This is a genomic window from Yoonia sp. F2084L (assembly GCF_023015625.1).
GTDB lineage: Bacteria > Pseudomonadota > Alphaproteobacteria > Rhodobacterales > Rhodobacteraceae > Yoonia.
Map to the genome: position 1 here is coordinate 643,056 of NZ_JALKAH010000001.1, position 24,530 is coordinate 667,585.

29 protein-coding genes and 2 tRNA genes are annotated in these 24,530 nt (G+C 56.3%); 8 read left to right on the forward strand and 23 right to left on the reverse strand.

The features are described 5' to 3' along the window. Positions 1 to 80: 80 nt before the first annotated feature. Positions 81 to 1,481, reverse strand: a complete 1,401-nt coding sequence (locus MWU60_RS03140) for a PLP-dependent aminotransferase family protein (protein WP_247225586.1) — start codon at positions 1,479 to 1,481, stop codon at positions 81 to 83. 85 nt (positions 1,482 to 1,566) lie between these two features. Between MWU60_RS03140 and MWU60_RS03145 the strand changes: the two genes are divergently transcribed. Next, entirely contained in the window at positions 1,567 to 1,794 is a 228-nt protein-coding gene (locus MWU60_RS03145) for a DUF1127 domain-containing protein (protein ID WP_247225587.1), read from the forward strand. Between the two features lie 48 nt (positions 1,795 to 1,842). Here MWU60_RS03145 and MWU60_RS03150 read toward each other — a convergent pair whose 3' ends face one another. After that, on the reverse strand, positions 1,843 to 2,262 hold the full coding sequence (locus tag MWU60_RS03150) for a PaaI family thioesterase (RefSeq protein ID WP_247225588.1): 420 nt from the start codon (positions 2,260 to 2,262) through the stop codon (positions 1,843 to 1,845). Between the two features lie 22 nt (positions 2,263 to 2,284). Here MWU60_RS03150 and MWU60_RS03155 point away from each other — a divergent pair, with 22 nt between their 5' ends. Beyond that, positions 2,285 to 3,097, forward strand: coding sequence for an enoyl-CoA hydratase (locus MWU60_RS03155; RefSeq protein ID WP_281493217.1), 813 nt, complete (start codon positions 2,285 to 2,287; stop codon positions 3,095 to 3,097). Positions 3,098 to 3,141: 44 nt separating this feature from the next. Here the strand turns inward: MWU60_RS03155 and MWU60_RS03160 are convergent, their stop codons facing one another. From MWU60_RS03160 to MWU60_RS03170, 3 genes are all read right to left on the reverse strand, one after another. Continuing rightward, a complete protein-coding gene (locus MWU60_RS03160; protein WP_247225590.1) occupies positions 3,142 to 4,611 on the reverse strand; it encodes a carboxypeptidase M32 in 1,470 nt (489 codons plus the stop codon). Positions 4,612 to 4,614: 3 nt separating this feature from the next. Beyond that, the gene (gene ctaA / locus MWU60_RS03165) at positions 4,615 to 5,751 is read right to left on the reverse strand and encodes a heme A synthase (protein WP_247225591.1); all 1,137 of its coding nucleotides are present in this window, start codon (positions 5,749 to 5,751) and stop codon (positions 4,615 to 4,617) included. A gap of 105 nt (positions 5,752 to 5,856) precedes the next feature. After that, positions 5,857 to 6,597, reverse strand: a complete 741-nt coding sequence (locus MWU60_RS03170) for an RNA methyltransferase (RefSeq protein ID WP_247225592.1) — start codon at positions 6,595 to 6,597, stop codon at positions 5,857 to 5,859. Between the two features lie 131 nt (positions 6,598 to 6,728). On the opposite strand from MWU60_RS03170, the gene MWU60_RS03175 reads away from it, so the two are divergent. Continuing rightward, positions 6,729 to 7,355 (forward strand): thiamine phosphate synthase, encoded by a 627-nt coding sequence (locus tag MWU60_RS03175; RefSeq protein ID WP_247225594.1) that lies wholly within the window; start codon positions 6,729 to 6,731, stop codon positions 7,353 to 7,355. On the opposite strand, the gene MWU60_RS03180 is transcribed toward MWU60_RS03175, so the two are convergent. From MWU60_RS03180 to MWU60_RS03190, 3 genes are all read right to left on the reverse strand, one after another. After that, the gene (locus MWU60_RS03180; RefSeq protein WP_247225595.1) at positions 7,332 to 8,162 is read right to left on the reverse strand and encodes a lysophospholipid acyltransferase family protein; all 831 of its coding nucleotides are present in this window, start codon (positions 8,160 to 8,162) and stop codon (positions 7,332 to 7,334) included. The two genes, MWU60_RS03175 and MWU60_RS03180, sit on opposite strands and share 24 nt — an antisense overlap. Then, the gene (locus MWU60_RS03185; protein WP_247225596.1) at positions 8,155 to 8,934 is read right to left on the reverse strand and encodes a GNAT family N-acyltransferase; all 780 of its coding nucleotides are present in this window, start codon (positions 8,932 to 8,934) and stop codon (positions 8,155 to 8,157) included. The genes MWU60_RS03180 and MWU60_RS03185 overlap by 8 nt, the downstream gene beginning before the upstream one ends. Before the next feature lie 120 nt (positions 8,935 to 9,054). Continuing rightward, entirely contained in the window at positions 9,055 to 9,234 is a 180-nt protein-coding gene (locus MWU60_RS03190) for a DUF3553 domain-containing protein (protein WP_247225597.1), read from the reverse strand. A gap of 30 nt (positions 9,235 to 9,264) precedes the next feature. On the opposite strand from MWU60_RS03190, the gene MWU60_RS03195 reads away from it, so the two are divergent. After that, positions 9,265 to 9,855 carry a histidine phosphotransferase family protein gene (locus MWU60_RS03195; RefSeq protein ID WP_247225599.1) on the forward strand — a complete coding sequence of 197 codons (591 nt, stop codon included), beginning with the start codon at positions 9,265 to 9,267 and terminating at the stop codon, positions 9,853 to 9,855. Here the strand turns inward: MWU60_RS03195 and MWU60_RS03200 are convergent. From MWU60_RS03200 to MWU60_RS03235, 8 genes are all read right to left on the reverse strand, one after another. Beyond that, positions 9,852 to 11,129 (reverse strand): glutamate-5-semialdehyde dehydrogenase, encoded by a 1,278-nt coding sequence (locus MWU60_RS03200; protein WP_247225600.1) that lies wholly within the window; start codon positions 11,127 to 11,129, stop codon positions 9,852 to 9,854. The genes MWU60_RS03195 and MWU60_RS03200 overlap by 4 nt on opposite strands. A 12-nt stretch (positions 11,130 to 11,141) precedes the next feature. Beyond that, entirely contained in the window at positions 11,142 to 12,248 is a 1,107-nt protein-coding gene (gene proB, locus MWU60_RS03205) for a glutamate 5-kinase (protein WP_247225601.1), read from the reverse strand. Further along, positions 12,236 to 13,285, reverse strand: coding sequence for a GTPase ObgE (obgE, locus tag MWU60_RS03210; RefSeq protein ID WP_247225602.1), 1,050 nt, complete (start codon positions 13,283 to 13,285; stop codon positions 12,236 to 12,238). The genes proB and obgE overlap by 13 nt, the downstream gene beginning before the upstream one ends. A 38-nt stretch (positions 13,286 to 13,323) precedes the next feature. Next, a complete protein-coding gene (locus tag MWU60_RS03215) occupies positions 13,324 to 13,821 on the reverse strand; it encodes a GNAT family N-acetyltransferase (protein ID WP_247225603.1) in 498 nt (165 codons plus the stop codon). Beyond that, positions 13,814 to 14,329, reverse strand: a complete 516-nt coding sequence (locus MWU60_RS03220) for a GNAT family N-acetyltransferase (RefSeq protein WP_247225604.1) — start codon at positions 14,327 to 14,329, stop codon at positions 13,814 to 13,816. Before MWU60_RS03220 ends, MWU60_RS03215 begins: the two co-directional genes overlap by 8 nt. Next, positions 14,326 to 14,868 carry a GNAT family N-acetyltransferase gene (locus tag MWU60_RS03225; RefSeq protein WP_247225605.1) on the reverse strand — a complete coding sequence of 181 codons (543 nt, stop codon included), beginning with the start codon at positions 14,866 to 14,868 and terminating at the stop codon, positions 14,326 to 14,328. The genes MWU60_RS03220 and MWU60_RS03225 overlap by 4 nt, the downstream gene beginning before the upstream one ends. A 129-nt stretch (positions 14,869 to 14,997) precedes the next feature. Beyond that, on the reverse strand, positions 14,998 to 15,267 hold the full coding sequence (gene rpmA, locus MWU60_RS03230) for a 50S ribosomal protein L27 (RefSeq protein WP_008236907.1): 270 nt from the start codon (positions 15,265 to 15,267) through the stop codon (positions 14,998 to 15,000). Positions 15,268 to 15,278: 11 nt separating this feature from the next. Beyond that, positions 15,279 to 15,998: a 50S ribosomal protein L21 gene (locus tag MWU60_RS03235; protein ID WP_247225606.1), complete on the reverse strand. Its 720-nt coding sequence runs from the start codon at positions 15,996 to 15,998 to the stop codon at positions 15,279 to 15,281. A gap of 176 nt (positions 15,999 to 16,174) precedes the next feature. Between MWU60_RS03235 and MWU60_RS03240 the strand changes: the two genes are divergently transcribed. After that, positions 16,175 to 16,522 carry a hypothetical protein gene (locus MWU60_RS03240; protein WP_247225607.1) on the forward strand — a complete coding sequence of 116 codons (348 nt, stop codon included), beginning with the start codon at positions 16,175 to 16,177 and terminating at the stop codon, positions 16,520 to 16,522. Here the strand turns inward: MWU60_RS03240 and MWU60_RS03245 are convergent. After that, positions 16,519 to 16,923, reverse strand: coding sequence for a hypothetical protein (locus tag MWU60_RS03245; RefSeq protein WP_247225608.1), 405 nt, complete (start codon positions 16,921 to 16,923; stop codon positions 16,519 to 16,521). The two genes, MWU60_RS03240 and MWU60_RS03245, sit on opposite strands and share 4 nt — an antisense overlap. Positions 16,924 to 16,991: 68 nt before the next feature. Beyond that, complete coding sequence (locus MWU60_RS03250; protein WP_247225609.1) at positions 16,992 to 17,825, reverse strand: DUF2059 domain-containing protein; 834 nt, start codon at positions 17,823 to 17,825, stop codon at positions 16,992 to 16,994. 144 nt (positions 17,826 to 17,969) lie between these two features. Between MWU60_RS03250 and MWU60_RS03255 the strand changes: the two genes are divergently transcribed. Continuing rightward, positions 17,970 to 18,059 (forward strand) — tRNA-Ser (locus tag MWU60_RS03255). Between the two features lie 10 nt (positions 18,060 to 18,069). Here the strand turns inward: MWU60_RS03255 and MWU60_RS03260 are convergent. The 5 genes from MWU60_RS03260 to MWU60_RS03280 all read right to left on the reverse strand — a co-directional run bounded on the left by MWU60_RS03260 (position 18,070) and on the right by MWU60_RS03280 (position 23,423). Continuing rightward, complete coding sequence (locus MWU60_RS03260) at positions 18,070 to 18,801, reverse strand: peptidase (RefSeq protein ID WP_247225610.1); 732 nt, start codon at positions 18,799 to 18,801, stop codon at positions 18,070 to 18,072. A gap of 33 nt (positions 18,802 to 18,834) precedes the next feature. Then, positions 18,835 to 19,632, reverse strand: a complete 798-nt coding sequence (locus MWU60_RS03265; protein WP_247225611.1) for a transglutaminase family protein — start codon at positions 19,630 to 19,632, stop codon at positions 18,835 to 18,837. Next, positions 19,632 to 20,573 (reverse strand): alpha-E domain-containing protein, encoded by a 942-nt coding sequence (locus MWU60_RS03270; protein WP_247225612.1) that lies wholly within the window; start codon positions 20,571 to 20,573, stop codon positions 19,632 to 19,634. The genes MWU60_RS03265 and MWU60_RS03270 overlap by 1 nt, the downstream gene beginning before the upstream one ends. Position 20,574: 1 nt before the next feature. Next, complete coding sequence (locus MWU60_RS03275; RefSeq protein WP_247225613.1) at positions 20,575 to 21,999, reverse strand: circularly permuted type 2 ATP-grasp protein; 1,425 nt, start codon at positions 21,997 to 21,999, stop codon at positions 20,575 to 20,577. 104 nt (positions 22,000 to 22,103) lie between these two features. Continuing rightward, a complete protein-coding gene (locus MWU60_RS03280; protein WP_247225614.1) occupies positions 22,104 to 23,423 on the reverse strand; it encodes an ATP-binding protein in 1,320 nt (439 codons plus the stop codon). A gap of 44 nt (positions 23,424 to 23,467) precedes the next feature. Between MWU60_RS03280 and MWU60_RS03285 the strand changes: the two genes are divergently transcribed. Continuing rightward, complete coding sequence (locus tag MWU60_RS03285) at positions 23,468 to 24,373, forward strand: MBL fold metallo-hydrolase (protein WP_247225615.1); 906 nt, start codon at positions 23,468 to 23,470, stop codon at positions 24,371 to 24,373. 69 nt (positions 24,374 to 24,442) lie between these two features. Further along, positions 24,443 to 24,517 (forward strand) — tRNA-Asn (locus tag MWU60_RS03290). Positions 24,518 to 24,530 lie beyond the last annotated feature (13 nt).

Below are 24,530 nucleotides of genomic sequence, written 5' to 3' on the forward strand. Positions count from 1 at the left end.
GCACGACACAGTCAAGCGGTGTGAGAGCGTATAATATAAGCAAAAACAATATGTTACAAATTAGGTATTATTATACCCCATCAGCTTTCCATTATCGCCACAGGATTCCCAAGCAAGGCATTCATATCATCAAGCGCTTGTAGATAACGCGGCTCTGCCACGCAGGTTGTCGCCGCCAGACGCACCGCATTCGGGGCCCGTTGGTCCGACAAAACGAATTCATCCGCCGGTCGCACCGATATCCCCTTGCGCTCGCAAGCCAAGGCAAAGCTAGACGCCCGCCAGCCTTGCGGCAGTTGCAACCACAAGAACGGCGCATCTTCGCGCCAACGCAGGTCCCATCCACCCAGCCGGTTCACCGCCAGCCGGACGCGTTCTGCTGTATGTGCAATCACCTTATCCTTTACGCGACCCGCATCGCCAGACGCCATCAGATCAGAACAAACATCCAACATCGGCTGGGCTATCCCATGAAAAGAGCTTTGGGCGACCTGCCGCAACTCTTTATACCTGTTCACTGGCGTGACCGCATAGCCAAAGCGCAACGCCCCACTGACCCCCTTGGTCAGGGATGAAATGAAATACGATTGCCTTGGTAGGATCGCCCGATAGGCAGGCACCTCTGTCGGCGCGATGCTGTGGCAATCATCCTCGATAATTGTCAGGCCAAACCGTTCGGCAAGCGCTGCGATCTCTTTCTTGCGCGCGTAGCTGGTTTTGGTCGTTGTCGGACTATGCACCTCTGCGGAGGTCAAAAGCACCTGACCACCATGGGTGCGGTAGGCTTCGGCCAATGCCGCCGGAATGATACCCTCGTCGTCCATGGCAACGCCAACAACCTGCGCACGCAACAATCGCGCGGCGTGCCTGACACCGGGGTACGCTAACTCTTCCGTCAGGATCACAGGGTGCGCGCCATGCAGTTCGGCTTGCAACGTCAGGATAACACAATTCTGTGCCCCGTTCCCCAAAACGACGTGGTGGGCATCAAGGTTTCCAACCCGCACAGGCCCAATCCAATCCACCACCGCTTCACGTGCTTCAATGTCGGTGACCGGTGTCGGGTAGTTGATATGCCTGCGCCGATGCGATTGGCCAAGGCGCATCAACGCATCGTCAATCAACAGCCCCTGACCGACATCAGGCACCCGGCTGCTGCGGAAATCTGCTGTGCTTTCATCGACCAGATGGACAAGCGGCGGTTCAAGCGCTTTTTCCTTGCGTTTTGAACCCGCAACATAGGTGCCGCGGCCCACTTCCGCGTGCAACCGTCCTTCGTCTGTCAGCAGACTATAGGCCCGTGCCACGGTGCCCGGCGTCACGCCAACGCGGTACGCAAGGTCGCGTACCGTTGGCAGTTTGGACCCAGCCGCCAAATCACCAGAGGCAATTCCATCACGGATCGCCTGCGCAAGCGCTTTGTACTTCGATTTACCGACATTGGAGAGGTTCGGCTGCCAAATTGTATCGGATACAATCATTTCATAGACCCGCATCAAAACACTTTGTATCAATAAGTCATAGCATTTCGCTATATTGTGTCAATACAATTTAAGGAGTTGTCCCATGTCACACGCGCTCCACACCGCGCATCTGAATGCACTGAACGCCCAAGCGAACCTGCCACTTGTTGCAGACCTGGCGGTCAAATTCGCAGTCGCTGTGACACTTTGGGACACGCGTCGCAAAACGCGACATGCGCTTAGATCGCTCGAGGCGCATTTGCTTCACGACATCGGTTTGGATCGTCTCTCTGCCCAAGCAGAGGCCTCAAAACCGTTCTGGCAGGATTAATCCCCTCCTGCCTCTTCCTGACTGGGCCGGACCTGTTCCGGCCCCTTTTTATGATGGGGGGATAGAATAAGTCAGTGATGCGCGTGCCACCGGGGCCGTCTGGCCGTCACTGAAAATCATTGCATCGCCAACAGCCAGAACACGACCCAGTTTTAACAACCGCGTTTCACACAAAAGATCAGTACCGGCCGCAGGTTTGCGCATGAAATCAATGGAACAATTCGTCGTCACCGCCAAGGCAACCGGCCCGATACGTGCCAGAATGGCCAGATACATGCCCACATCAGCAAGTGCGAAAATCGACGGACCAGAGACGGTGTTGCCCGGCCTCAAATGATGATCACGCACGTTAAGCCGCATCGACACCCCATCTTCTGTCAGTTTTTCAACAGTAAAGTCATTGCCCAACTGCGGGAAATGCTGCGCGACGAACGCCTCCAGCCCCGCGATATCCATCTTTGGTTCCATCTTGTCCCGCTCTGCACTAGCTTTGCACCCAAGCAACACCGAAAGGGCCGAAATGACAATCCTGCTTCGTGAAGACAGCGACCACATCGCAACCCTGACGATGAACGCGCCTGAACGGTTGAACGCGCTGTCTGATGATATGCTCGCCGCATTGCACGATAGCTTTGACGATATCGCAGATGATGACACCGTGCGCGCCGTCATTTTGTGCGGCACAGGTAAGGCGTTTTGTGCAGGTCATGATCTGAAAGAGATGCAAGCCGGACGGCAGGCCCCTGATGGTGGTGCCGCGTATTTCAAGGACCTGTTTGATCGGTGTGCTGCTATGATGCAACGCATTCAAACCATGCCGCAGCCTGTGATCGCCCAAGTGCACGGCATCGCAACGGCGGCGGGGTGTCAACTGGTCGCAACCTGCGACTTGGCGATTGCCGATGATGAGACCCGTTTTGGGGTCAATGGCGTCAACATCGGGCTATTCTGCTCGACCCCGATGGTGGCCCTGACGCGGAACATCCATCGCAAAGCTGCGTTTGAAATGCTCACAACGGGCCGCTTTATCAGTGCGCGCGAAGCACAAGAATTGGGGCTGATCAACCGCGCTGTTCACACGGACGCCCTGCCCCGCGAAACAGCAGAGATCGCCCAAAGCATCGCCGGCAAATTGCCTGCAGCCGTAAAAATCGGCAAGCAAGCGTTCTACACCCAGGCACAAATGACGACCGCCGAGGCCTATGCCTATACAGGCGACATCATGGTGCAAAACATGCTGGTGGACGACACCAACGAAGGCATCAGTGCATTCCTTGAAAAGCGGGCGCCCGACTGGTCCTGAACTTTCTTCGTCCAATCAAACTTCCGCCGGAGGCAATCCCGCCCTTACAACCCATAAATGCCGTTGAATTTGTCCTCAAGATAATCCAAAAGCGGCCCCTCTGTCGGTGCGCTACCGGTTGCATGGGCAATCGTCTGAACCGGTGTCCGCAAACCGCCAAACTGCTGCACATTCGCGCGCAACCAGCCGGTTGCCTTTGATGTATCGCCCCGCGCCAGATCATCATCAAGACCCGGCACCGCCCCGCGCAACGCCTCGTGCAGACATCCCGCATAGACATTGCCCAAGGTGTATGTGGGGAAATAGCCAAACAGTCCTTCTGACCAATGCACATCCTGCAAAACGCCGTTGGAAGGCTTATCAACAGCATAGCCAAAGTCCGCAGCAAACCTATCATTCCACGCCGCCTCAAGATCAGTCACGGCCAAATCACCCGACATCAGCGCCCGCTCCAGATCAAAGCGCAGCAACACATGCAGATTATATTGCACCTCATCGGCTTCGGTCCGAATGAAACAATCGCTGACACGGTTTACCGTGGCGTAAAACGCATCCTCATCCGCAATCCCGAAATCGCCAAACTGGTCGCGCATCTGGCCGTAAAGCCAGCCGGTAAACGCACGGCTACGACCCAGCTGATTTTCATAAATCCGGCTTTGGCTTTCATGCACGCCCATCGACACCCCCGCCCCCAGCGGGGTTAGCAAATGCTGCGGATCAATGCTTTGTTCATAGGCGGCATGACCGACCTCATGGATTGTCGAGTAAAAGCAGTTGAACGGGTCGACCGCGTTGGTACGGGTGGTGATCCGCACATCCAGTCCGGAGCCGGACGAAAACGGATGCACCGCCTTATCAATCCGGCCACTTTCCAGCGCATAACCAAAGGCCAGTGCCAGCTTCTTTGACAATGCGAGTTGACCCGTCTCATCAAATGTACCTGACAAGGCCGCAGGTGCGGGTCGCTCTAGAATTGCGGCACGTAGGGCCACCAGACGTGGACGCAGTGCGGCGAACATCGCACTTAGGCTTTCACCTGTCGCACCCGGTTCATAGTCATCCAGCAGCGCGTCATAAGGATCACTATTGCCCGCAATCGCGGCCGCCTCTTCGCGCCGCAGATCAACGACCTTTTGCAGCATCGGCAAGAACCCGGCAACATCTTCGTCCGCGCGTGATTGTGCCCAGACCCGGTGCGCCAGCGATGTGGTTTTCGCCAGTTCGGCTGCCAATGCGGCAGGGACTTTCGCCGTGCGCTCATAGCTGCGTTTGATGTGGCGCAGATTGGCGGCAGCGACGTCATCGGCGGCCTTTGCCGTCTGCAACCATTCCGCTACACGCGGATCAATTCGGCGGGCATGAAGGATATTGGCCATTGCGCCATGCTCTTCGGCGCGTTGCGGTGTGGCACCTTCAGGCATCACGGTTTCCTGATCCCAACCCAGACGACCGGCGACCTGCCCGAGCGCTTCGGTCTCGCGCTGGAACGCCATCAATTCGGAATACGCTGTCATGGCTCAGGCCCCTTTGATTGATTGCGGAACAGGATATTGTGCCACAAAGCGCGCCCGCAGGATCAGCGCCCACAGGATGACGGCCCCCAGTTGATGCACAATCGCGATCTGCCAAGGTGCTGAATAAATCACTGTGACGATCCCTAAAACGACCTGCAGCAGCATCACCGCCATCACCGCATTAAAGATGAACCTTGTGTTTGTATTGGCCGACTTACGCGCACGCATCCACACGAAAATGGCAAAGAGAAACAGGATGTACCCCGCCATGCGGTGCATGAATTGAACTAGCCCTGCATCCTCGAAGAAGTTCCGCCAGATAGGGGTCAGCGACAACGGCTCGGGCGGTAAGAACCCACCGGCCATCAACGGCCAATCGGGGAACGCTCGGCCCGCGTCAATGCCAGCGACCAATGCGCCCAGAACGATCTGCAAAAATGCAAACCCAACCAACACAGAGCCCAAACGGGCCAACCCGGCATCGCCGCTGCGCCGCGCCTGCAACAGATCGGCCTGACTGCGCCCCAATTGATAGACATACCATGCGATGAAGCCGAAGATCACGAATGCCAGACCCAGATGGGTGGCAAGCCTGTAAGAGGCGACGTCCAACATCCCCTCTTCAAGTCCGGATGACACCATCCACCAGCCGATAAAACCTTGCAGACCGCCCAACGCGCCGATGAACAAAAGCTTGGGCGTCCAGCCTGCCGGGATCTTGCGTGTTGCCGCAAAAAAGACAAAACCCGCAGCCCAGACAAGGCCGATGAACCGGCCTAGCTGCCTGTGGCCCCACTCCCACCAATAGATCACCTTGAACTCGGCCATGGTCATGCCCTTGTTCTGCAACTGGTATTCGGGGATCGCGCGGTACTTGTCGAACTCTTCTGTCCAGGCTGCCTCGGACATCGGCGGCATCGCACCTGTCACTGGCTTCCATTCGGTAATCGACAGGCCACTATCGGTGAGGCGGGTCAGACCACCTACGACGATCATCACAACGACTAGCGCAAAAAGCGCCATCAGCCAGCCGCGGATCAACCCGCGCGCTCCGTGGCCGGCACGATCAATCCCGCCGGGGGCCGCAACCTGTTTGGGGGTGTCGCCGACGTCCTCAAAAATACTGCGTTTCGTCGCCATGCTTGGCCTCCGCTTGGTGTTAGCAGTTACCTAAAACCCGAAGCTGCCAATCGCAAGCGTCAGGGTGCCACATGTAAGGTGGATCATGATCCACCTTACGCGCCATCAACCGCGTTCTTTCCAGCGCACCATCTGGCGCATCATCCCGTGCAGCATTTGCACATCGGCGCGGGTCATCGGCATGCGTGACCACATATTGCGCAGGTTCATCTTCATGTTATCGGCCTTGTGGTCTGGATAAAAGAACCCCGCATCCTCAAGCCGCTGCTCATAATGCTCACTCAGCTTTTCCACCTCAATCTGCACGGCCCAATCGCCTGCGGCATCTACCCGCTCAGGTGCCATCTCAACCGCCTCGCGCCGCCACTCATAGCCCGTCAGCAACACGCATTGGGCAAGGTTCAAAGACGGAAACTCTGGGTTGACCGGAACAGAGATGATCGCGTTTGCCCGCGCAATATCATCGTTCTCCATGCCCGCGCGTTCAGGGCCAAACATGACCGCAACCTTCTGGCCTTGCGCAATGCGCGCGCGCGCATCCTGCATCGCAGCCTCTGGCGTCAGCACAAGCTTGGTCAGGCCACGCGGGCGCGCAGTGGTTGCATAGACATAATCACAATCGGCAATCGCCCCTTGGGTATTTTCAAATATCTGGGCCTCGTCCAGCAACCGCCCTGCCCCGCTGGCCATCGCGACCGCTTTCTGGTTCGGCCATCCGTCTCGCGGCGCAATAATCCGCATCCGGTCAAGGCCAAAGTTCCACATCGCCCGCGCGGCTGCGCCAATGTTTTCGCCCATCTGCGGACGGATCAAAACAAACGCAGGTTGAAGCTGGGTGCTTGGCATGGGTGTTCCTTTGCAAACTGGCCGCCTGATACGCTGCCATATTTGCCAAGGCAAGAACCGCAACCCCATAGCCAAGCTGCATTTTCCCCGCTAAAAGCGCCCGAACACTACTAGCAGACCGGAACGCCCCTATGTCGGACGCCCAAGATCACCCGCAAATCTATCTGATCACCCCGTCAGAGTGCGACCTGTCCACCTTTCCTGCACAACTCGCCGCCTGTCTGGACAGCACCGAGGTGGGCTGCGTGCGCCTTGCATTGGGCACAACCGATGAGGCACGCATCGCCAAAGCCGCTGACGCCTTGCGCGAGGTCACCCACGCACGCGATGTTGCCTTGGTCATCGACAGTCATCTGCAATTGGTCGAACGGCTTGGACTAGATGGCGTGCATCTGACAGATGGCGCGCGTTCCATTCGCCAAGTTCGCAAGGACCTTGGCGATGATGCCATTGTCGGGTGTTACTGCACCAACTCGCGCCACGACGGGATGACCGCTGGCGAACTGGGCGCTGATTACGTGAGTTTCGGCCCCGTCGGAGAGACCGCATTGGGCGACGGGCGCAAAGCGGAGCTGGAGCTTTTCGAGTGGTGGTCCATGATGATCGAGGTTCCGGTGGTTGCAGAAGGTGCGCTGAACGCTGATTTGATCCGCATGCTGGCACCGCACACCGATTTCTTTGGGATTGGCGATGAGATTTGGGCAACCGACAAGCCCGCAACAGCGCTTGGTGACCTACGCCGAGCGATGTTGGGTTAGGCCACCGCGCACCTGATCTTCCATCGCTTTCGCCAAAGTCTTGCGATCCGCGAAATCGGCCACTTTGACTGGGGCGTGATAAATCACATGCACACGACCCTGCCGTTTTGCAGCAAGCGTGGACAGCAGATGCGGGCCGAACTCCATATCGCCCCACCAGCCGTAAAACCGCGGATCAGTGCCTGTTGGGGCGATGTAGTTCACCGTTACCGCCTGCATCTGAAGCGTGTCGCGCAACATCGGATCAAAGAAGGCCGCGAAAAGTGCCGGTTTGAACGGCAGCACTTGCAGGCCATCGGTTGAAGTGCCTTCGGGAAAGAAAAGCAGCTTGTGACCTGCGGCCAAACGATCACGAAACACCATGATCTGACCGCGTACTTCGCTGCGATCACGTTGGATAAACACGGTTCCGGTCGCACGGGCCAGCCATCCAATGCCGGGCCAACCTGCAACCTCGGACTTTGACACAAAGTAAATCCGCTTGCGGGCATTCAGCGCAAAGATATCCAGCCACGAGGCATGATTGGCGACCACCGCACCTGCGCCTTGCATCGGTGCTCCTTGGGTCGTGTAGCGTATGCCCAGAATGATAAAAGCCACGCGGCAAACCCATTGGGTGATGAACGGTGTCACCGGGCGGCGCAGCCCGCAGATCGGACGCTCGAACAATCGGATGGCCAACAAAATCAGCAAGCCGCCAAACACAACGACGATGAGAGGCACGGCGCGCAGAACGATGCGTATCCAACCGGCGATACCCGGACCAGCCGTTGGTGGGGTCGTTTCGCTATACCAAGTGTCACCCACGCGCGACCCCTTTGGTCAAGAGTGTCTTGTGCAGCGCGCGGATCGCGTCACTTTGCAAAATCAGACAAATGTCGACGGTGTTAAAGTCATGGTCCACAAATGCACCTTCGCCCACTGTGCCACCCAATCGCAGATAGGCTTTGATCAATGCAGGGATCTGTCGCACCGCAGCGACACGGTCCAAACTATCGGCGCTGTGTATGTTCATTGGCACTGCTGTGGGGCCTTTGGCCGTGACGCGCAGTGCCGTTGGTGCCAAGTGACGATGATGCAGCAAGCTGAGCGGTGCGGCCAAAGCACGCACGTCGGTGCCATGAAACGACGCAACACCAAACAGAATTTCGATCTTTCGCGCCGCCGCATATTCGGCCAATGCCGCCCACATATGCAACATCCCCGCCCCGCCACGATAGTCCGGATGCAAGCAAGAACGGCCAAGCTCTAACACAGGTTTGCCACTGTTGCGTAGCAAGGTCAGATCATATTCGTTTTCGCAATAGAACTGACCGGCCTGTTCGGCCATGTGATCCGTCATTAAACGATACACACCAATGACTTGGTCGTCGGGCGCGCGGGCCTCATCCATGAGCAGCAGGTGGTCGGCGTGGTCATCAAAGGCGTCGCGCTCTCGCCGATTTGCGTGATCAACCATCGGACCATCGGCACCAAGTTCATGCACAAAGACCTCATAGCGCAGCCGTTGTGCGGCTATGCGGGCGTCATCCGTGCCCGCGACTATCGTGCGAAATTGAGGGGTATGCAGCAGCGTCATATCAATTGGTTTATTTTTCTGGCCGTGCTGCTGCAAACGTTAATCACTTGGTAACCTTTTTTCGATGGGATCAGTGATAATGATTGACAAAAATATACGTCTTTCTACTTATAGTTGTAATTAGTCACTCACAATAACGAGCATCACGCGTTTACCATCAATGACGACTTTCCCTTCCTCTCTAAAGTTTACGGTCACCTTACCGTCGATATTGGATTGCACCTGTCCGGTGCCCCAATCAGGCTGGCTTGGGTTGCGTACCAGCATGCCCGGCTCAAGGATCGCCGTGATATCAGACATTTTTTTCCTTTCAAAACGGAGGCTGCTTACATGCAACCTGATCTAGCGGCGCTTGTCGGCTCACGCATTTGCCATGACCTTATCAGCCCAATTGGCGCAATCGGCAATGGTGTCGAGCTTTTGGCGCTGACAGACGGTGATACCGGCGCCGAGATGGAGTTGATTAACGAAAGCGTGCAGAATGCCAGTGCCCGGATCAGGTATTTTCGGATCGCTTATGGGGCCGCAAGCGAGGAACAGCTCGTCAGCCGCTCTGAGGTGTTATCAATCCTTTCTGCTGTCGCACGCGGCGGTCGCATCAATTATATCTGGAAGATCGGGGGCGATCAGCCAAGGCGTCTGGTCCGTTGCGCCCTGTTGATGCTGCAAGCCATTGAGGCGGCGCTGCCAATGGGTGGTGATGTGCAAATCACGCAGGACGGTGACACCTGGGTGATGCGTGGCGAAGGCCCCCGCCTGTCGGTCGATGAAGAGCTTTGGCAAAACCTGCTGTCGCCACAAGTTGGCTTTCATTACACCGCAGCACATGTGCAGTTCGCTTTACTGCCAAGTGTATTGGCCGAAGCGGGCCGTGTCTTGCAATTCAAACATGGAACCGACCATCTGGTCGCCCGGTTTTAGGACCGCACGGCCCCGTCGGCTGTCACCAGATATTTAAAACTGGTCAGCTGCGCCGCACCCACAGGGCCACGCGCGTGCATTTTGCCGGTGGCGATCCCAATCTCGGCCCCCATCCCAAATTCGCCGCCATCGGCAAATTGGGTTGAGGCGTTGCGCATCAGGATTGCGCTGTCGAGTTCCTTGAAGAAATGCGCCGCGGCCTGATCGTCAGCGGTGATAATCGCGTCGGTGTGGTTCGACCCGTATGTGCGGATATGATCAATCGCTTCGTCAACGCCATCGACCAGTTTGGCAGCACAGATCATGTCGAGGAATTCCTTGCCAAAATCATCCGGCTTTGCGGGCGTCGTGCCATCAGTCTTGGCCAACTCACCGTCTGCGCGCACTTCGACGCCAGCTTTCACAAGCGCATCAATCAACATCGATCCATGCTGCGTGTAGAAACGCCAGTCGATCAACAAGCACTCCATCGCGCCGCAAATCCCTGTGCGGCGGGTCTTGGCGTTCAGAACTATCTCAAGCGCCATCGCAGGGTCAGCCGTCGCACCCACATAAATGTGGCAGATACCCTCTAGGTGCGCAAAAACAGGCACACGCGCTTCGCGTTGGACCAGCCCAACAAGGCCTTTGCCGCCGCGCGGTACAATCACGTCGATATGATCGGTTGCCGTCAGCATCGCCGAAACAGCCGCCCGATCGCGTGTTGGCACCAATTGAATGGCCTCGGCCGGTAGCCCTGCCTGCTTCAATCCAGTCTGCAAACATTGATGAATCGCTGTCGAGGAATGAAAGCTTTCAGACCCACCGCGCAAGATAACCGCATTGCCTGATTGCAGGCAAAGCGCACCGGCATCCGCGGTCACATTAGGGCGGCTTTCATAGATCACACCGACCACACCAAGCGGTGTGCGCACGCGCTGAATATGCAAACCGGTCGGCATGTCCCATTCGGTGATCACTTCACCCACAGGATCAGATTGCGCCGCAACATTACGCAACCCATCAGCCATCGCCCTGATCCGCGGCTCATCCAGCATCAGCCGATCCATCATAGCAGGGCTGAGGCCCTTTTCTTCGGCAAAGACCTGATCTTCGGCATTCGCATCAATAATCGCCATCCGGTTGTCCCAGATCGCGTCAGCGGCACCAATCAGCGCGGCATACTTGCGTTCTGATCCTGCGGTCGCCAGCACGGTTGCAGCGGCGCGCGCGTCAGCGCCGATCTGTGCCATCAGAGGCCCGATTGCCCCGATTGTAGCGTCGTGATCGTTCATCTTGTCGCCCTCTTACAGCACCATATCATCGCGGTGCACCAATGCAGCACGGCCTTCATAGCCCAAAACACCAACAATGTCAGCCGAGCGGTAGCCCATAATCTGACGGGCCTCTGCGCTGGTGTAACGGATCAGGCCTTGCCCCAGTTGCACGCCGTCGGCGTCGGCAATTGCGACGACTTCACCGCGACCAAAGCTGCCTTGGATTTGGGTCACACCGGCGGGCAGCAAGCTCTTGCCGCGTTTCAATGCATCAGAAGCGCCGCTATCCACCGTGACGGTCCCCTTTGGTTTCATTGCGGAAATCCACCGTTTACGGGCGGCTTGTGGGTCAGTTTGCGGCGTAAACCAAGTGGCAGGCGCGCCGTTTTCCAGCTTGCCCAATGGATAAAGCTCAGTCCCCAATGAAATCGCCATGGCACAACCCGCTTCGGTTGCGATGCGTGCGGCAATGATCTTGGTGATCATGCCACCCTTTGACAGGCCAGAGCCCGCATCACCCGCCATTGCCTCTATTTCAGGTGTTATTTTATCAACAGTTTCAAGATGTTTCGCGGCACTCTTTATCTTGGGGTTATCAGTATAAAGCCCATCCACATCCGACAGCAGGATCAGCTGATCCGCTCCGACCGTCACAGCCACTTGCGCGGCCAGCCGGTCGTTATCGCCGTAACGGATTTCATCCGTGGCAATCGTATCGTTTTCATTCACGATCGGCGTGACACCAAAACTTAGCATCGTTTCCATCGTCGCTCGGCTGTTCAGGTAACGTCGGCGATCTTGGGAATCTTCAAGCGTGACAAGCACTTGACCCGTTACAATCCCATGCGGCGTCAACGCCTCCTCATAGGCGCGCGCCAGCCGGATCTGACCCACAGCGGCGGCGGCTTGCGATTGCTCCAATGCCAAAGAGGTCAGCGGCAGCCCCAAAATACCCCGCCCCAGCGCGATAGAACCAGAGGACACGATAATAACATCCGTGCCTCGTTTTCTTATCCGGGCGACGTCACTGGCAAGCGATGTCAGCCAGTCCTGGCGCAAGGCCCCGGTATCCGCATCCACCAGCAAGGCAGAGCCGATCTTGACAACAAGGCGTTTGGCGTCGCTTAGGGCTGCCATGGCGCGTCCTCGCCCTCTTCCTCCTCCGCCGTTTTGCGGTGGCGCAGGCGGTTGTCGTCAATCTCGGACCGAAGCGCGCGCAAAACATCGGGAATGCCCTCGCGGCTGACGCCAGACATCATCATCACGGGGCCTTTCGCAACAGCCGCGATCTCGTCGCGCAGGAATACGCGTTCTTCATCGTCCAGCGTGTCGATCTTGTTCAATACTGTGATACGCGGCTTGTCCGCGAGTTCACCGCCATAAGCCTCTAACTCACCGATGATTGTGGTCAGATCACCAGCAGGATCGCCAGACGTGCCATCAATGAGGTGCAAGAGAACGGCACAGCGTTCAACATGGCCCAGGAACATGTCACCAAGGCCGCGGCCTTCGCTGGCGCCTTCGATCAGGCCGGGAATATCAGCCACGACGAATTCGACCTCATCAATCCCCACCACACCAAGGTTAGGGATAAGCGTCGTAAACGGATAATCAGCAACCTTGGGCCGTGCATTTGATGTCGCCGCCAAGAACGTCGACTTACCGGCGTTCGGCATGCCCAACAGACCCACGTCAGCAATCAGCTTCAGCCGCAACCAGATCGTGCGCTCAATCGCCTCTTGTCCCGGATTGGACCGACGCGGCGCTTGGTTTGTGGCCGTTTTGAACCGCAAGTTGCCCCAGCCGCCGTTGCCGCCTTTGGCAATCACGATTTTCTGACCGACCTCTGTCAAATCAGCGATAACAGTTTCTTCGTCTTCATCAATAATCTCGGTGCCCACAGGCACGCGCAAAACCTTGCTTTCGCCGTCTTTACCCGTGCGTTGGCTGCCCATGCCATGTTGACCGCTTCCTGCGAAAAAATGCTGCTGATACCGAAAATCAATCAGCGTGTTCAGGCCCTCTACAGCCTCAACCACCACATCGCCGCCCTTGCCGCCATCGCCGCCATCTGGGCCGCCATATTCCATAAACTTCTCGCGCCGAAACGAGATGCAACCCGCACCACCGGCACCGGACCGGATATAGACCTTTGCAAGATCGAGGAATTTCATGTGTGTAGCTTTCTGCGGCTGTTCATCAGCGCGATAAACTACTGCGACGTGGTTCTCAAGCCGTCCCATTTTGCGCGTGGCAGGCGGTATTGATGCACAAGCGACGGCAGGCGCGCGGGGCTGCGCGTATAATGGGTTTGCCAATGGATAAATCCACATTTGCGCAGGACAGCAGCGGAAGCCGGGTTATCGTGCCAAACAGAGGCATGAAGGACAGGCCAATCGTAGTCGGCAAAGGCCTTTGCAATCGCGTCGCCCGCTACCTTGCTTGCAAGGCCCTTTCCATGGACCTTTGGTGCAAACATATAGCCAAGTTCACCGCCAGTGACGGCCATCGAGCCGACAACGCGATCATCAATACAGACACCCCATACAAATCCTTGGCCTTCATAAGGTTTGCAGCGACCTTGCGTAAAACTCTGTTGCGGAGGCCATGGCCAGCGTCCCAGTTGGCGCACAACGGACCAATGCGAAACCATTGCGTGAACTTCTGAAAAGTCGTCGGCACGTAAGGTGCGGTAGGTCGTCTCAAGCATCGCGCGAAGCCTGCCATCCTTGACGTGTGAGCCGCATGCTGCGCCCCGCCACATCTTCACCACGCGCCTTTGAAAAATGCGCATGCGCGCCAACATCGGCAAACCCCAGCTTTGTAAGAACATTCTGCGATCCCTTGTTCTCTACAAAGTGGCTAGAGCGTACCTCGTCTGCTTCGGTCGTATCGAAGTGGTGCGCCAAAACTGCGCTCCCCGCTTCGGTCGCAAATCCTTTGCCCCACGCGTCTTGAGCTAACCAATAGCCAAGCTCACCGTCGATACCGATGGTCCCAACAAAATCATCATCGGCCCAGATAAACCATGCGGTGAAATTACCCCGGTGACACTCGTTGATGAACCATTCCGCGTCCGTCATCCCGTAAGGGAACGGAACTTGGGTCAACCAACGGCTAACATTGAAGTCATTCAAAGCCTTCGTCACCACCCGCACGTCCCGCAAACGCGGTGCGCGCAGCGTGAGCCGGTCGGTTCGCAATGTCGGGACGGTCATGACCCCAGTTTGAGCGTGTAGGTCCATGTGGGCACGGTCGCCTTGCGCGAGACAGAGAAAGCCTCAGCATCGCCGAGGTAGTCGAAACCGCAATTGGTCAGCACACGGGCAGAGCCGGGGTTGTCCTGAAACACCTCCGCAAAGATGCGATCTGATCTATGTGGGTTGGCTTCGATCAAGGTGCGCACCGCTTCGGTCGCAAAGCCTGTGTTCCAAAAGGCAGGTGCGATCCAATAGAAAATCTCAGACTGGGCGCGGTCCATCCGTTCCAGGCTGATCAATCCAAGTGCCTCGGCGTGGCCATGCGCTGACCCGTCGATAACCCATACATCTTCGCTGCGGACGGCCTGACTGGCGCGTTCAATCATCGCCTCAACTGAACCGGGTGGAAGCGGGTGCGGCATAGCGCGCGTTCCACGGGCCACACGGTCATCACCGGCATACATCGCAATCAAACCAGCATCAGACTTGCGGCAAGGCCTTAGGACAAAGCGATCTGCTTCGATAGTATCTTGAACGATGATATCCTCGTGTCGCATTGCTTCCCTCCCCGAAAACAACTTACCTCTTGCCGCCTTCTAAAATGACATGGTGGCAAAACTATGAATAAAAAAGGGGGACCGGTGAACACCGATCCCCCAAATTTGCGTTACCTTGGAACTATCGGCTTATTCAGCGGCCTCCGCCACTGGAAGAACCGAAATAAAGGTGCGGCCTTTCAGGCCTTTATGGAATTTGACGTTGCCATCAATGGTCGCAAAAATCGTATGATCCTTGCCCATGCCAACGCCCATACCTGGCCACATCTTTGTGCCACGTTGACGCATGATGATGTTACCGGGAACGACGACTTCGCCGCCGAATTTTTTGACGCCAAGACGACGACCCGCTGAGTCGCGTCCGTTACGGGATGAACCGCCTGCTTTTTTATGTGCCACTTGGTCTCTCCTTAACCTTTAGCGAATTCTGCGGCTTGCTTGAGCCACTCATCGCGGTCGATACGACCTTTGAAATTCAGTTTCTCGTCCATAGCAGCCACATCCTCCGGCGTCCATGCCGCGATTTGTGCGAATGTTGTCACGCCTTCAGCGTGCAGCTTCTTGACGATAACCGGACCAACGCCGCTGATTTTGCTTAGGTCATCAGAACCTGCAGCAGCTTTCGGCGCCGTCTTGGCTTTTGGTTCGGCTTTTGCTTTTGGCTCTGCCTTCGGCTTTGGTGCAGCTTTCGCCTTCTCAGCCTTTGGCTTTGACGCGCGCTCGGCCGCGGCAGCAGCCTTTTTAGATGTCGGCGCACCATTGGCACCCGTTACATAAGCAGTCCCTGCGCCAGACACTGCGGCCATAACGCCAGACTTGTCTGCACCTTTTTCAAGGATCTCAGCGATACGCACCAATGTCAGTTGCTGACGGTGGCCTTTGGTACGCTGGCTGCCGTGCTTACGGCGACGCTTAACGAAGTTGATCGTCTTTTCGCCTTTGATCTGGTCAATCACCTCAGCCTGCACGCCTGCGCCTGCAACTGTTGGCGTACCCACTGTGGAGCCCACCATAAGCACTTCGTTGAATTGAACTTTGTCGCCTGCTTTCGCAGCAAGCTTTTCGACACGCAATACGTCGCCAGAGGCCACTTTGTACTGCTTGCCACCGGTCTTCAGAACCGCAAACATTTGATATTCCTTTATCTTTCGCGTCTCTGAGGCCCCGGATCGGTCCGGCGTTTGATACCTGTGGACAGCGCGCCCTTGGGCGAGTTTTCGCTTTTACTCTACAAGTCACTTGCAGAGATGGCGGCTTATGTGACCAATCCCCTTTTAAGTCAACCCAAAAGAAGGTTCAAAAACCCATGCGCTGGCCAATCATTGCACTCATTCTCACAACCGCCTGTACACAAGAAGCCAACCACCTGGGCAACCCTTTGATGTTGCCCATCTCAGGGGTGGGCACGGTCATCGGCAATGCCGCCTATGAAAAACGACGCGGGCAAGTCGAACTAATCGTCAAATCAAACTACGAGGTCATCAAGACGGATATCCGTGCTGGCGGTGGTCCGGTGCTAACAAAAGCCATGGATGCCGCCGGAATTCCGGAAAGGGACCGCCCTGCCCGCATTATCCAACTGCAATCCGATATGGGGCTTTATCAGACTAGTCCTGGTGCGTTGGTCACTGCCCTGATGGTCTATGGTGTCTAGAAACCGGCCAGCAGACTGTCACGTTTTGCGACCAGATTCCAAAATGCTCGCGATTTCGAAATGTCGTCGGCCACGTCGGTTGGGATCCCGCGGGCGATCATGCGATCATACAATGTCTGTGGGTAACCTTGTGTCACAGGCGGCACACTGACCATCGCGTTGATGTCCGCCGACACCCCTGCTGCCTCAGGTGGGCAGCCGCGCGTTGGATTGCCGTCAACTTCGCGCCCATCGGCCTCCAGCTTGGCGACAGCTGCGAAATAGATGGTGCATTCTGCTTTCAGAAGCTCGGCCTGACGTGGATCATCAGGCGGCAGATCAGGTTGCGGGGCGATAGCTGCGGTTTGATCGCAAGCGGCAAGTAAACCAATGGCGAGGATGGCAGGTTTGAAAAAGTGCAATGAAAATGTCCTTGAAGGCGTTTGTTTCACGTCAGTGTATCGCAGCGCGGCCCGATGCCAAGGGGGCATCACAGTTCTTGGCTGATCATGAACCGCGATGACGCCAGCCCCAACGCACGCGAGATATCGTCAAACATCCCGTTGAAGGCCAAGAACAATGCGTCTGTCATATCTTGCCCCGCCTGCGTGCGCGAAAAGGCGATATAGTCATTCAATTCATCATCCGACAAAGGCTGATAGGCCATCAGCAGGAAAGAATAGACCCATTCTGTCGTGTCACCGCGCACATCAGGTTCCTGTGACCAGACATCTTGCAAAGCTGTTTCGGGCGTCACACCTGCGGGCATGGCACCCCCGTCGATCAAACCGATATAGAACGCATAGCTGGAATTCAGGGAACCGACGACGTTGGATTCAATCAGATCGTTCGCCTCGACAAATTCCTGCACCATCAGATAGCGTGGCGTTTCGTCCATCATCGCGATGGCCGCGGCTTCCTTGCTCGCCTCTTCGACCGCATCGTCAAGCAAGGCGCGGCGCGCACTGACTTCAAGTCCGATAATCTTTTCACCCTGCTCGGACGTAAAGAATGCCAGCATTGCGTCGATATCATCGCCCGCGATAGCCTCTCCAAACGCGCCGCGCACCTCTTCGTACATCATATCGGTGTCATAAATCGCCGACACAGCCTGATCCCATTGATCAGAGCGGCCGCCTGGCAGCATATCTGCGGCCAAAGTCTCACCATAAGACAGCCCCTCTTCGCGCATGATCTCGATCATTTCCGGCAGACCAAGCGCGTCAAACAAGCTATCGATTTTGTCGGCTTCAGCCGTTTGCCCCCATGCGGGCGTAAATGCGAAAGTCAAAGCGCAAGCAATCGGAGCAGCAAAGCGAAACATCGGATATCCCTATCATTGACGTGTTAGCCGAGAGTTATGCATTCCACCCCCAGTTTGCCAAGCCCGCGCACGCAATTGTCAGCGTCGCGTGCATTGCCTCTTGCACCACGAGGCACCGCACAGTAGGACGCGCTCACCCCCCGCGGAGAGGTGCCGGAGTGGTCGAACGGGGCGGTCTCGAAAACCGTTGTGGGTGCAAGCCTACCCAGGGTTCGAATCCCTGTCTCTCCGCCAGTAATTCGACCTAAAGCTTATAGGCTGGCAGTTGTTGAAATGCGGCTTTGAGTGCATCGCCCCAGCCAGCCGAAATCGCCTGATAAATCGGGTCGCTGTCGTCAATCCGTCGCGTTTTACCAACCTCAAAACTATCTGTGACATAGACTTGAAGGTCGAAGGGTAACCCAACGGAAAGATTTGATTTTATTGTTGAATCGAATGACACAAGAAGCAACTTCAGTGCATCTTCAAAGCTCATCTCGGGGTCGTAGGCGCGCACAAGGATCGGCTTGCCATACTTTGTCTCACCGATCTGAAAGAAGGGTGTATCATCTGTGATCTCGATGAAATTGCCCTGTGGATAGACCAAGAACACCGTAGGTTTCCCGCCTTTGATCTGCCCACCAACGATCACCGAGGCCGAAAACTGATCTTGCTTGAGTTGGCCATCGTTGGTGCTGTCGCCAATCACCTCTTTCAAGGTGGCACCAACAAGGCGGGCGACCTGAAACATAGTCGTTTCCTGCAAAATGCTGGGATCACGCTCTTCCATCGCTTTCGAGCGTTCCTCAAGCAGGCTGATCATGGACTGTGTTGTGGCCAGATTGCCAGCGGTCATGATTGTGATCATCCGCTCGCCCGGCACAGCCCAGGTGAACATCTTTTTGCTGACGGCAAAGTTATCCACACCGGCGCTGGTGCGCGTATCGGACATAAAAACAAGGCCGTGATTTAGCTTTAGCCCGATACAATATGTCATGTTGTGCAGATTCCAGATGTGTCTTGGAACTGCTTACTGCTGAACCTGCAAGGATACAATCATCTGCTCGACAGCATCACCCATACGCAGCCCTTCCGTTGGGGCAGCGTCGCGCGCGTCACGGCCCACGGCAATGCGCACATATTTTTCATCCGGGGATACACCGTTGGACACATCAAAGCCGACCCAGCCCAGCCCATCAATATGCGCTTCGGCCCAAGCATGGGTGGCTTCTTGATCAATCTGGTCGTTGATCATCAGATATCCGCTGACATAACGGGCAGGTATCCCTTGCGTGCGCGCTGCCGCGATGAAGATTTGTGCGTGGTCTTGGCAAACGCCGCCGCCCGCGCTCAGCGCCTCTTCAGCCAGTGTCCGGCTGTGTGTCGCACCGACCTTGTAAGGGGCCGCCTTCAAAATGCGCTCTGACAGGTCATGTAACGCAGCGATACGATCCTGTGCACCCGCTAATCCGGCCGCCAGTTTCATAATGCCATCACCCGGGCTGGTGGCCTCTGTTGGTTGCTGGAAATGCCATAGGGGCGCGCGGCCATAGATCTTGCCCAACACACCCGAGGCATCATTGGTCACGATGGTTCCTTGCGCGGTGATCGTTACTTCGGTCGCACCCACATCAACATTTACCAGATCGACGTGATTGCCATAATGGTCGGTATAATGTGTTTCGATCTGCCCGCCGGCGATCACGATATCCCAGTCGATGACGTCCTGCACAGCAACCCGTTGCGGGCGCAGGCGCACCTTTTGCAAAGCGTAATCAACGGGTTGGTCGTAGCTGTATGTGGTTGTATGACGGATTTGCAGTTGCATCAGTTATTGAACCTATAGTCTTGCTCGATCTGCTGTCCGATGCGGGCATTCTCATTAATCACGCTCAGCAGGAACTCGTGCAGACCTTCTTCAAAGATCGACGCAATATCGCGGTCTTTGAGGCGCGCACAAAGCCTTTCGGCCATCTGAAGTGACGGCTTCGGTGTATCATCCTCTAGCCCAAGATAACCAAGGTTATCGACAATCTTACCCGCGCAAAACCGTAGGGATCGCGGCATGCGTCCGTCCAAAATCAGAAAATTCGCGATAGCTGGTGCTGTAAAATCACCTTCCGCCGCCCAGCGGAATGACCGATGCGCGGACACCGAGCGAAGGATCGTTTCCCATTGCACGTTATCAAGGCGACTGCCTACGAAGGATGGTGCGGGCAAAAGGGAGTAGTATTTCACATCAATGATCCGCGCCGTACTATCCATCCGCTCCACGAATGTGCCCAGGCGACAGAAATCATAGATGTCATTGCGCAACATCGTGCCGTGCAAAGCGCCCCTGACAACCGCCGATTGCGCCCTGATCACAGCAAGGGCCGCAGGTAATTCGGTCTGCGGGATCGGGGATTTGAGCAGTTCGGTCAGCACCATCCATGTCTCATTTACGCTGGTCCACACTTCTGACGTCAACCCGGTGCGCACCAGCCGCGCATTGTCGCGGGCCGCTTTGATCACCGAGAGGACCGAACTGGGATTATCGGTGTCCTGCAACAGAAAATGCACGACGGATTCGCTGTCGTAATGGCTATACTTTGCCGTGTAGGCCGCTTGCGATGCTGACGTCACAATCACGGATTTCCACTCGGCTTCGGCACTTGTTGACCGGGTCAGCGCGATGCGAAACCCGGCTTCGACCAAACGGGCGGTGTTTTCCGCGCGCTCCAACGACCGGAACATCCAATAAAGACCACCTGCGGTTTTTCCCAGCATCCTAGTCTTCCAATATCCAAGTATCTTTGGTGCCGCCGCCTTGGCTTGAGTTCACGACAAGGCTGCCCTCGGTCAGGGCAACACGGGTCAGACCGCCGGGGGTGATATTCACCCCATCAGGTGAGACCAGCGCAAAGGGGCGCAGATCAACGTGGCGCGGTGCAAGCCCCGCTTCGGTGAATATCGGCACTGTGGACAGCGACAGCGTGGGCTGCGCGATGTAATTCGCAGGGTTCGCCTTCAGTTTGGCTGCAAAGTCCGACAGTTCCTTTTTGTTGGCCGCAGGCCCCACCAACATCCCGTACCCGCCCGAGCCATGCACCTCTTTCACCACCAGATCAGCCAGATTGTCCAGAACGTAGGCCAGCATATCGGGCTCTGAACAGCGGTACGTTTCGACGTTCTTCAGGATAGCCCGTTCACCGGTGTAGAACTCTACAATATCAGGGATATAGCTATAGATCGCCTTATCATCGGCAATCCCGGTGCCGGGCGCATTGGCAATCGTGATATTGCCTGCGCGGTACACATCCATAATGCCGGGCACGCCGAGCATTGAGGTTGGGTTGAACGTCAGCGGGTCGAGAAAATCATCGTCAACCCGGCGATAAAGCACATCAATGCGTTTGTAGCCGCGCGTTGTGCGCATCGCGATATGGCCGTCAACCACACGCAGATCGTGGCCTTCGACCAGTTCCACACCCATCTGATCGGCAAGAAAGCTGTGTTCGTAGTAAGCCGAGTTGTGGATGCCCGGCGTCAGCACAGCAACGCAAGGGCGGCCATCGCAGCCATGTGGCGCGCAGGCTGCCAAGGAACGCCGCAGGCTTTTGGGATAATCACTGACGGGTTGGACTTTGATCTTGCTGAAAAGTTCGGGAAACATCTGCAACATCGTTTCACGATTTTCGAGCATGTAGCTCACGCCAGATGGCGTGCGCGCATTGTCTTCAAGCACGTAGAAATCATCTTGCCCGGTGCGCACGATATCTGTGCCTACGATATGGGTGTAGACATCGCCTGGTGGGCTAAAGCCAATCATCTGGGGCAAAAACGCCTCGTTCTGGGCAATCAGATCAATCGGAACGACCCCTGCCCGCAGAATTTCCTGACGATTGTAGATGTCATGCAGGAACGCATTGATCGCACGCACCCGTTGATCAATACCTTTGGACAGCTTCGTCCATTCGCGGTTCGACAGAATACGCGGCACAAGATCAAAGGGGATCAGTCGTTCTTCGGCGTCCGTTTGGCCATAGACGTTGAACGTAATACCGGTACGCCTGAAAAACGCCTCTGCTTCTTGGGCTTTGTTGGCAAGCCGGGTGTTGTCCTGCCCGGCAAACCATCCTTGATACGCGTCATAGGGCGCACGCGCGCCGTCGTCAGACAGCATCTCATCAAAAAACGTCATACTCTTAATCATTCGTTAACCCTACAGCAAAGGACCGTGGCCGCAACGCCCCCATGACGGCACAGCAGATCTCAGAGATAGAACGGTAGATAATTGACTGTTTTTTATGCATTTCTTTAACGGGCCAGCACAACTTCGGCCTTCAGTCCACCCAAACGCTTGCTGTCACTCAGACGTAGGACGCCCCCATGGGTCCGGGCGATGTCAGCAACAATCGACAGACCAAGCCCAACACCGCTGCCCTTATCTTGATTGCGCGCGGGGTCGAGCCTGACAAACGGGCTCAGCGCCTCATCGTGGCGGTCGGCGGGAATGCCGGGGCCGTCATCCTCAACCCAGAAACGCACTGCGCGATCCGTCACACTGACCCCAATCTCGGCGCGTGTGCCATATCGCAAGGCATTGCCGACCAGATTGTCCATGGCGCGGCGGATCGCCAATGGGCGCAAACCGACGGGATCATCAGGTCCCTCAATCGCGCCCAAACTCACGTCTTGCCCCATCCGTTTTGCATCGTCCAGAACCGCCTGCACGATGGTTGACGGCGATGTCGGTTCTAAACTGTCGCCCGCATCACTGCGTGCAAAATCAAGGAAGGCATCCAGCAGCCGCTCCATATCATCCACATCATGCCCAAGTGGCTCTGCATCTTTCGGATCCAACATCGACAATCCAAGACGCATACGGGTCAAAGGCGTTCGCAAGTCATGGCTCACGCCAGACAGCATCATTGTGCGGCTTTGGGTTTGGCGTTCCAGCCGGTTGCGCATGTCAAGAAAAGCCATGCCGGCCGCACGCACCTCAACTGCGCCGGTGGGCGTAAATGGTGTTATTCGCCCCTTACCGTAATCAGCCGCCGCGCGCGCCATACGTTTGATCGGGCGTAATTGGTTGCGCAGAAAGATATAGGCAATTGCCGTCATCAACCCACCCAGCACCACCATGATCACCAAAAGCTGATGCGGGTTGGACGCCGACACGCGGCGCCGGCTCAAATCCATTTTCAAGGGGCCATGCCGGGTCTGCGCCCAAACGACAACGCGGCGCCTGTCGGCCAGCGACACGGCCAAGATGTCATCCACACCACGGCGCAGGGTCTCAATCACCATGGCACCCGTCAAATCCACGAACGGTTTGATATCCGCCGCCACAACATCATCGGCGGGCAGCGCCGTGGTGATCTGGAGTGGTGCATCAATCATCGCAATTGCCGCGCGTGCGTCATCCAATCCGGCCTCGGCGTTTGCCGTATCCACCAGAAAACGCAGTTCAATGTTCACCGCACTTGTCATCAGACGTGTCACACCGTCAAAGTGGCGCTGAATGAAGACAACCGAGACCAGCAATTGCAAAAGCAGAATTGGCAAAATCAGAATAAGCGCCGCCCGGGCATAAATGCCGCGCGGCATATATTTTTTGAGCCAACCAAAGAACATGGCGCTACGCTAACGGTCCCGACGCCAAACGGAAAGCACTTGCGATGACAGAATTTACGCCCATAGCAGGCCAGCCATTTGCCTTGGCGGAAGATCTGGCACTTGTGTTGGCACCTAATCCGTCACCAATGACCTGTCTGGGCACAAATACGTATCTGTTGGGGCGCGAAACCCTTGCCATCATTGACCCTGGACCAGACGACGCAGCGCACCTCGCCGCTTTGAAAATGGCAATCGCCGGACGCCCGGTGTCGCATATCCTTTTGACACATAGCCATCTGGACCATTCACCCTTAGCGGCGCCTCTGTCCGGGCTGACCGGCGCACCGACCTACGCCTTTGGTGATAGCGCGGCGGGACGCAGTGCAGTAATGGCGCGTCTGGCCAAGGCAGGTTTGGCCGGTGGCGGCGAAGGGATTGATGACGCATTTGCACCGGATCAATGCTTGCGTGATGGTGATACGGTCGCAGGATCGTGGGGGCGGGTGACGGCCCTGCATACACCCGGCCACATCGGGAACCATCTGTGTTTTGTTTGGGGTCGTGCCGTTTTTACAGGTGATCATATCATGGGATGGTCCAGTTCGCTTGTCTCGCCACCTGATGGAGATTTGACTGATTTCATGGCGTCATGCGACAAATTGAAGAATGTAACGGCTGATATCTACTATCCCGGACATGGTGCGCCTGTTCTCGATCCTGCGGCACGGCTGGCGTGGCTGATAGCACATCGCAAGACCCGCGAGGCCCAAATACTGGATGCACTTCAGGCGCAGCCGGCGACGGCGCAAGAGGTCACAAAAGAGGTCTATACCGATGTATCATCTGCCTTGTTAGGTGCGGCCGAGCGCAATGTATTTGCCCATTTGGTCGATCTGCATGAGCGGGGTAAAGTTACAGCTGAACCGCATCTGTCTGCAACGGCGCGGTTTGGGATAGCTGCGCGTTAGAACTTTCGCATAAACAGCGTAAATCCCTCTGGACGTCCTGAAATCTCGTTGCTATATGGGCGCGAGTGTTCCGACGTAGCTCAGCGGTAGAGCAGTTGACTGTTAATCAATTGGTCGTAGGTTCGATCCCTACCGTCGGAGCCAATTCTTCTTTTTG

Coding starts and splice junctions, on each gene's coding strand:
- MWU60_RS03200 (WP_247225600.1), bottom strand. CDS start 11,129: ATGAACGATCACGACGCTACAATCGGGGCAATCGGGCCTCTGATGGCA.
- ctaA (WP_247225591.1), bottom strand. CDS start 5,751: ATGGCGACGAAACGCAGTATTTTTGAGGACGTCGGCGACACCCCCAAA.
- MWU60_RS03160 (WP_247225590.1), bottom strand. CDS start 4,611: ATGACAGCGTATTCCGAATTGATGGCGTTCCAGCGCGAGACCGAAGCG.
- MWU60_RS03265 (WP_247225611.1), bottom strand. CDS start 19,632: ATGCAACTGCAAATCCGTCATACAACCACATACAGCTACGACCAACCC.
- proB (WP_247225601.1), bottom strand. CDS start 12,248: ATGGCAGCCCTAAGCGACGCCAAACGCCTTGTTGTCAAGATCGGCTCT.
- MWU60_RS03175 (WP_247225594.1), top strand. CDS start 6,729: ATGTCGGACGCCCAAGATCACCCGCAAATCTATCTGATCACCCCGTCA.
- MWU60_RS03235 (WP_247225606.1), bottom strand. CDS start 15,998: ATGTTTGCGGTTCTGAAGACCGGTGGCAAGCAGTACAAAGTGGCCTCT.
- MWU60_RS03240 (WP_247225607.1), top strand. CDS start 16,175: ATGCGCTGGCCAATCATTGCACTCATTCTCACAACCGCCTGTACACAA.
- MWU60_RS03225 (WP_247225605.1), bottom strand. CDS start 14,868: ATGCGACACGAGGATATCATCGTTCAAGATACTATCGAAGCAGATCGC.
- MWU60_RS03275 (WP_247225613.1), bottom strand. CDS start 21,999: ATGATTAAGAGTATGACGTTTTTTGATGAGATGCTGTCTGACGACGGC.
- MWU60_RS03145 (WP_247225587.1), top strand. CDS start 1,567: ATGTCACACGCGCTCCACACCGCGCATCTGAATGCACTGAACGCCCAA.
- MWU60_RS03195 (WP_247225599.1), top strand. CDS start 9,265: ATGCAACCTGATCTAGCGGCGCTTGTCGGCTCACGCATTTGCCATGAC.
- obgE (WP_247225602.1), bottom strand. CDS start 13,285: ATGAAATTCCTCGATCTTGCAAAGGTCTATATCCGGTCCGGTGCCGGT.
- MWU60_RS03215 (WP_247225603.1), bottom strand. CDS start 13,821: ATGCTTGAGACGACCTACCGCACCTTACGTGCCGACGACTTTTCAGAA.
- MWU60_RS03280 (WP_247225614.1), bottom strand. CDS start 23,423: ATGTTCTTTGGTTGGCTCAAAAAATATATGCCGCGCGGCATTTATGCC.
- MWU60_RS03150 (WP_247225588.1), bottom strand. CDS start 2,262: ATGGAACCAAAGATGGATATCGCGGGGCTGGAGGCGTTCGTCGCGCAG.
- MWU60_RS03220 (WP_247225604.1), bottom strand. CDS start 14,329: ATGACCGTCCCGACATTGCGAACCGACCGGCTCACGCTGCGCGCACCG.
- MWU60_RS03270 (WP_247225612.1), bottom strand. CDS start 20,573: ATGCTGGGAAAAACCGCAGGTGGTCTTTATTGGATGTTCCGGTCGTTG.
- MWU60_RS03185 (WP_247225596.1), bottom strand. CDS start 8,934: ATGACGCTGCTGCATACCCCTCAATTTCGCACGATAGTCGCGGGCACG.
- MWU60_RS03170 (WP_247225592.1), bottom strand. CDS start 6,597: ATGCCAAGCACCCAGCTTCAACCTGCGTTTGTTTTGATCCGTCCGCAG.
- MWU60_RS03140 (WP_247225586.1), bottom strand. CDS start 1,481: ATGATTGTATCCGATACAATTTGGCAGCCGAACCTCTCCAATGTCGGT.
- MWU60_RS03250 (WP_247225609.1), bottom strand. CDS start 17,825: ATGTTTCGCTTTGCTGCTCCGATTGCTTGCGCTTTGACTTTCGCATTT.
- MWU60_RS03285 (WP_247225615.1), top strand. CDS start 23,468: ATGACAGAATTTACGCCCATAGCAGGCCAGCCATTTGCCTTGGCGGAA.
- MWU60_RS03190 (WP_247225597.1), bottom strand. CDS start 9,234: ATGTCTGATATCACGGCGATCCTTGAGCCGGGCATGCTGGTACGCAAC.
- MWU60_RS03260 (WP_247225610.1), bottom strand. CDS start 18,801: ATGACATATTGTATCGGGCTAAAGCTAAATCACGGCCTTGTTTTTATG.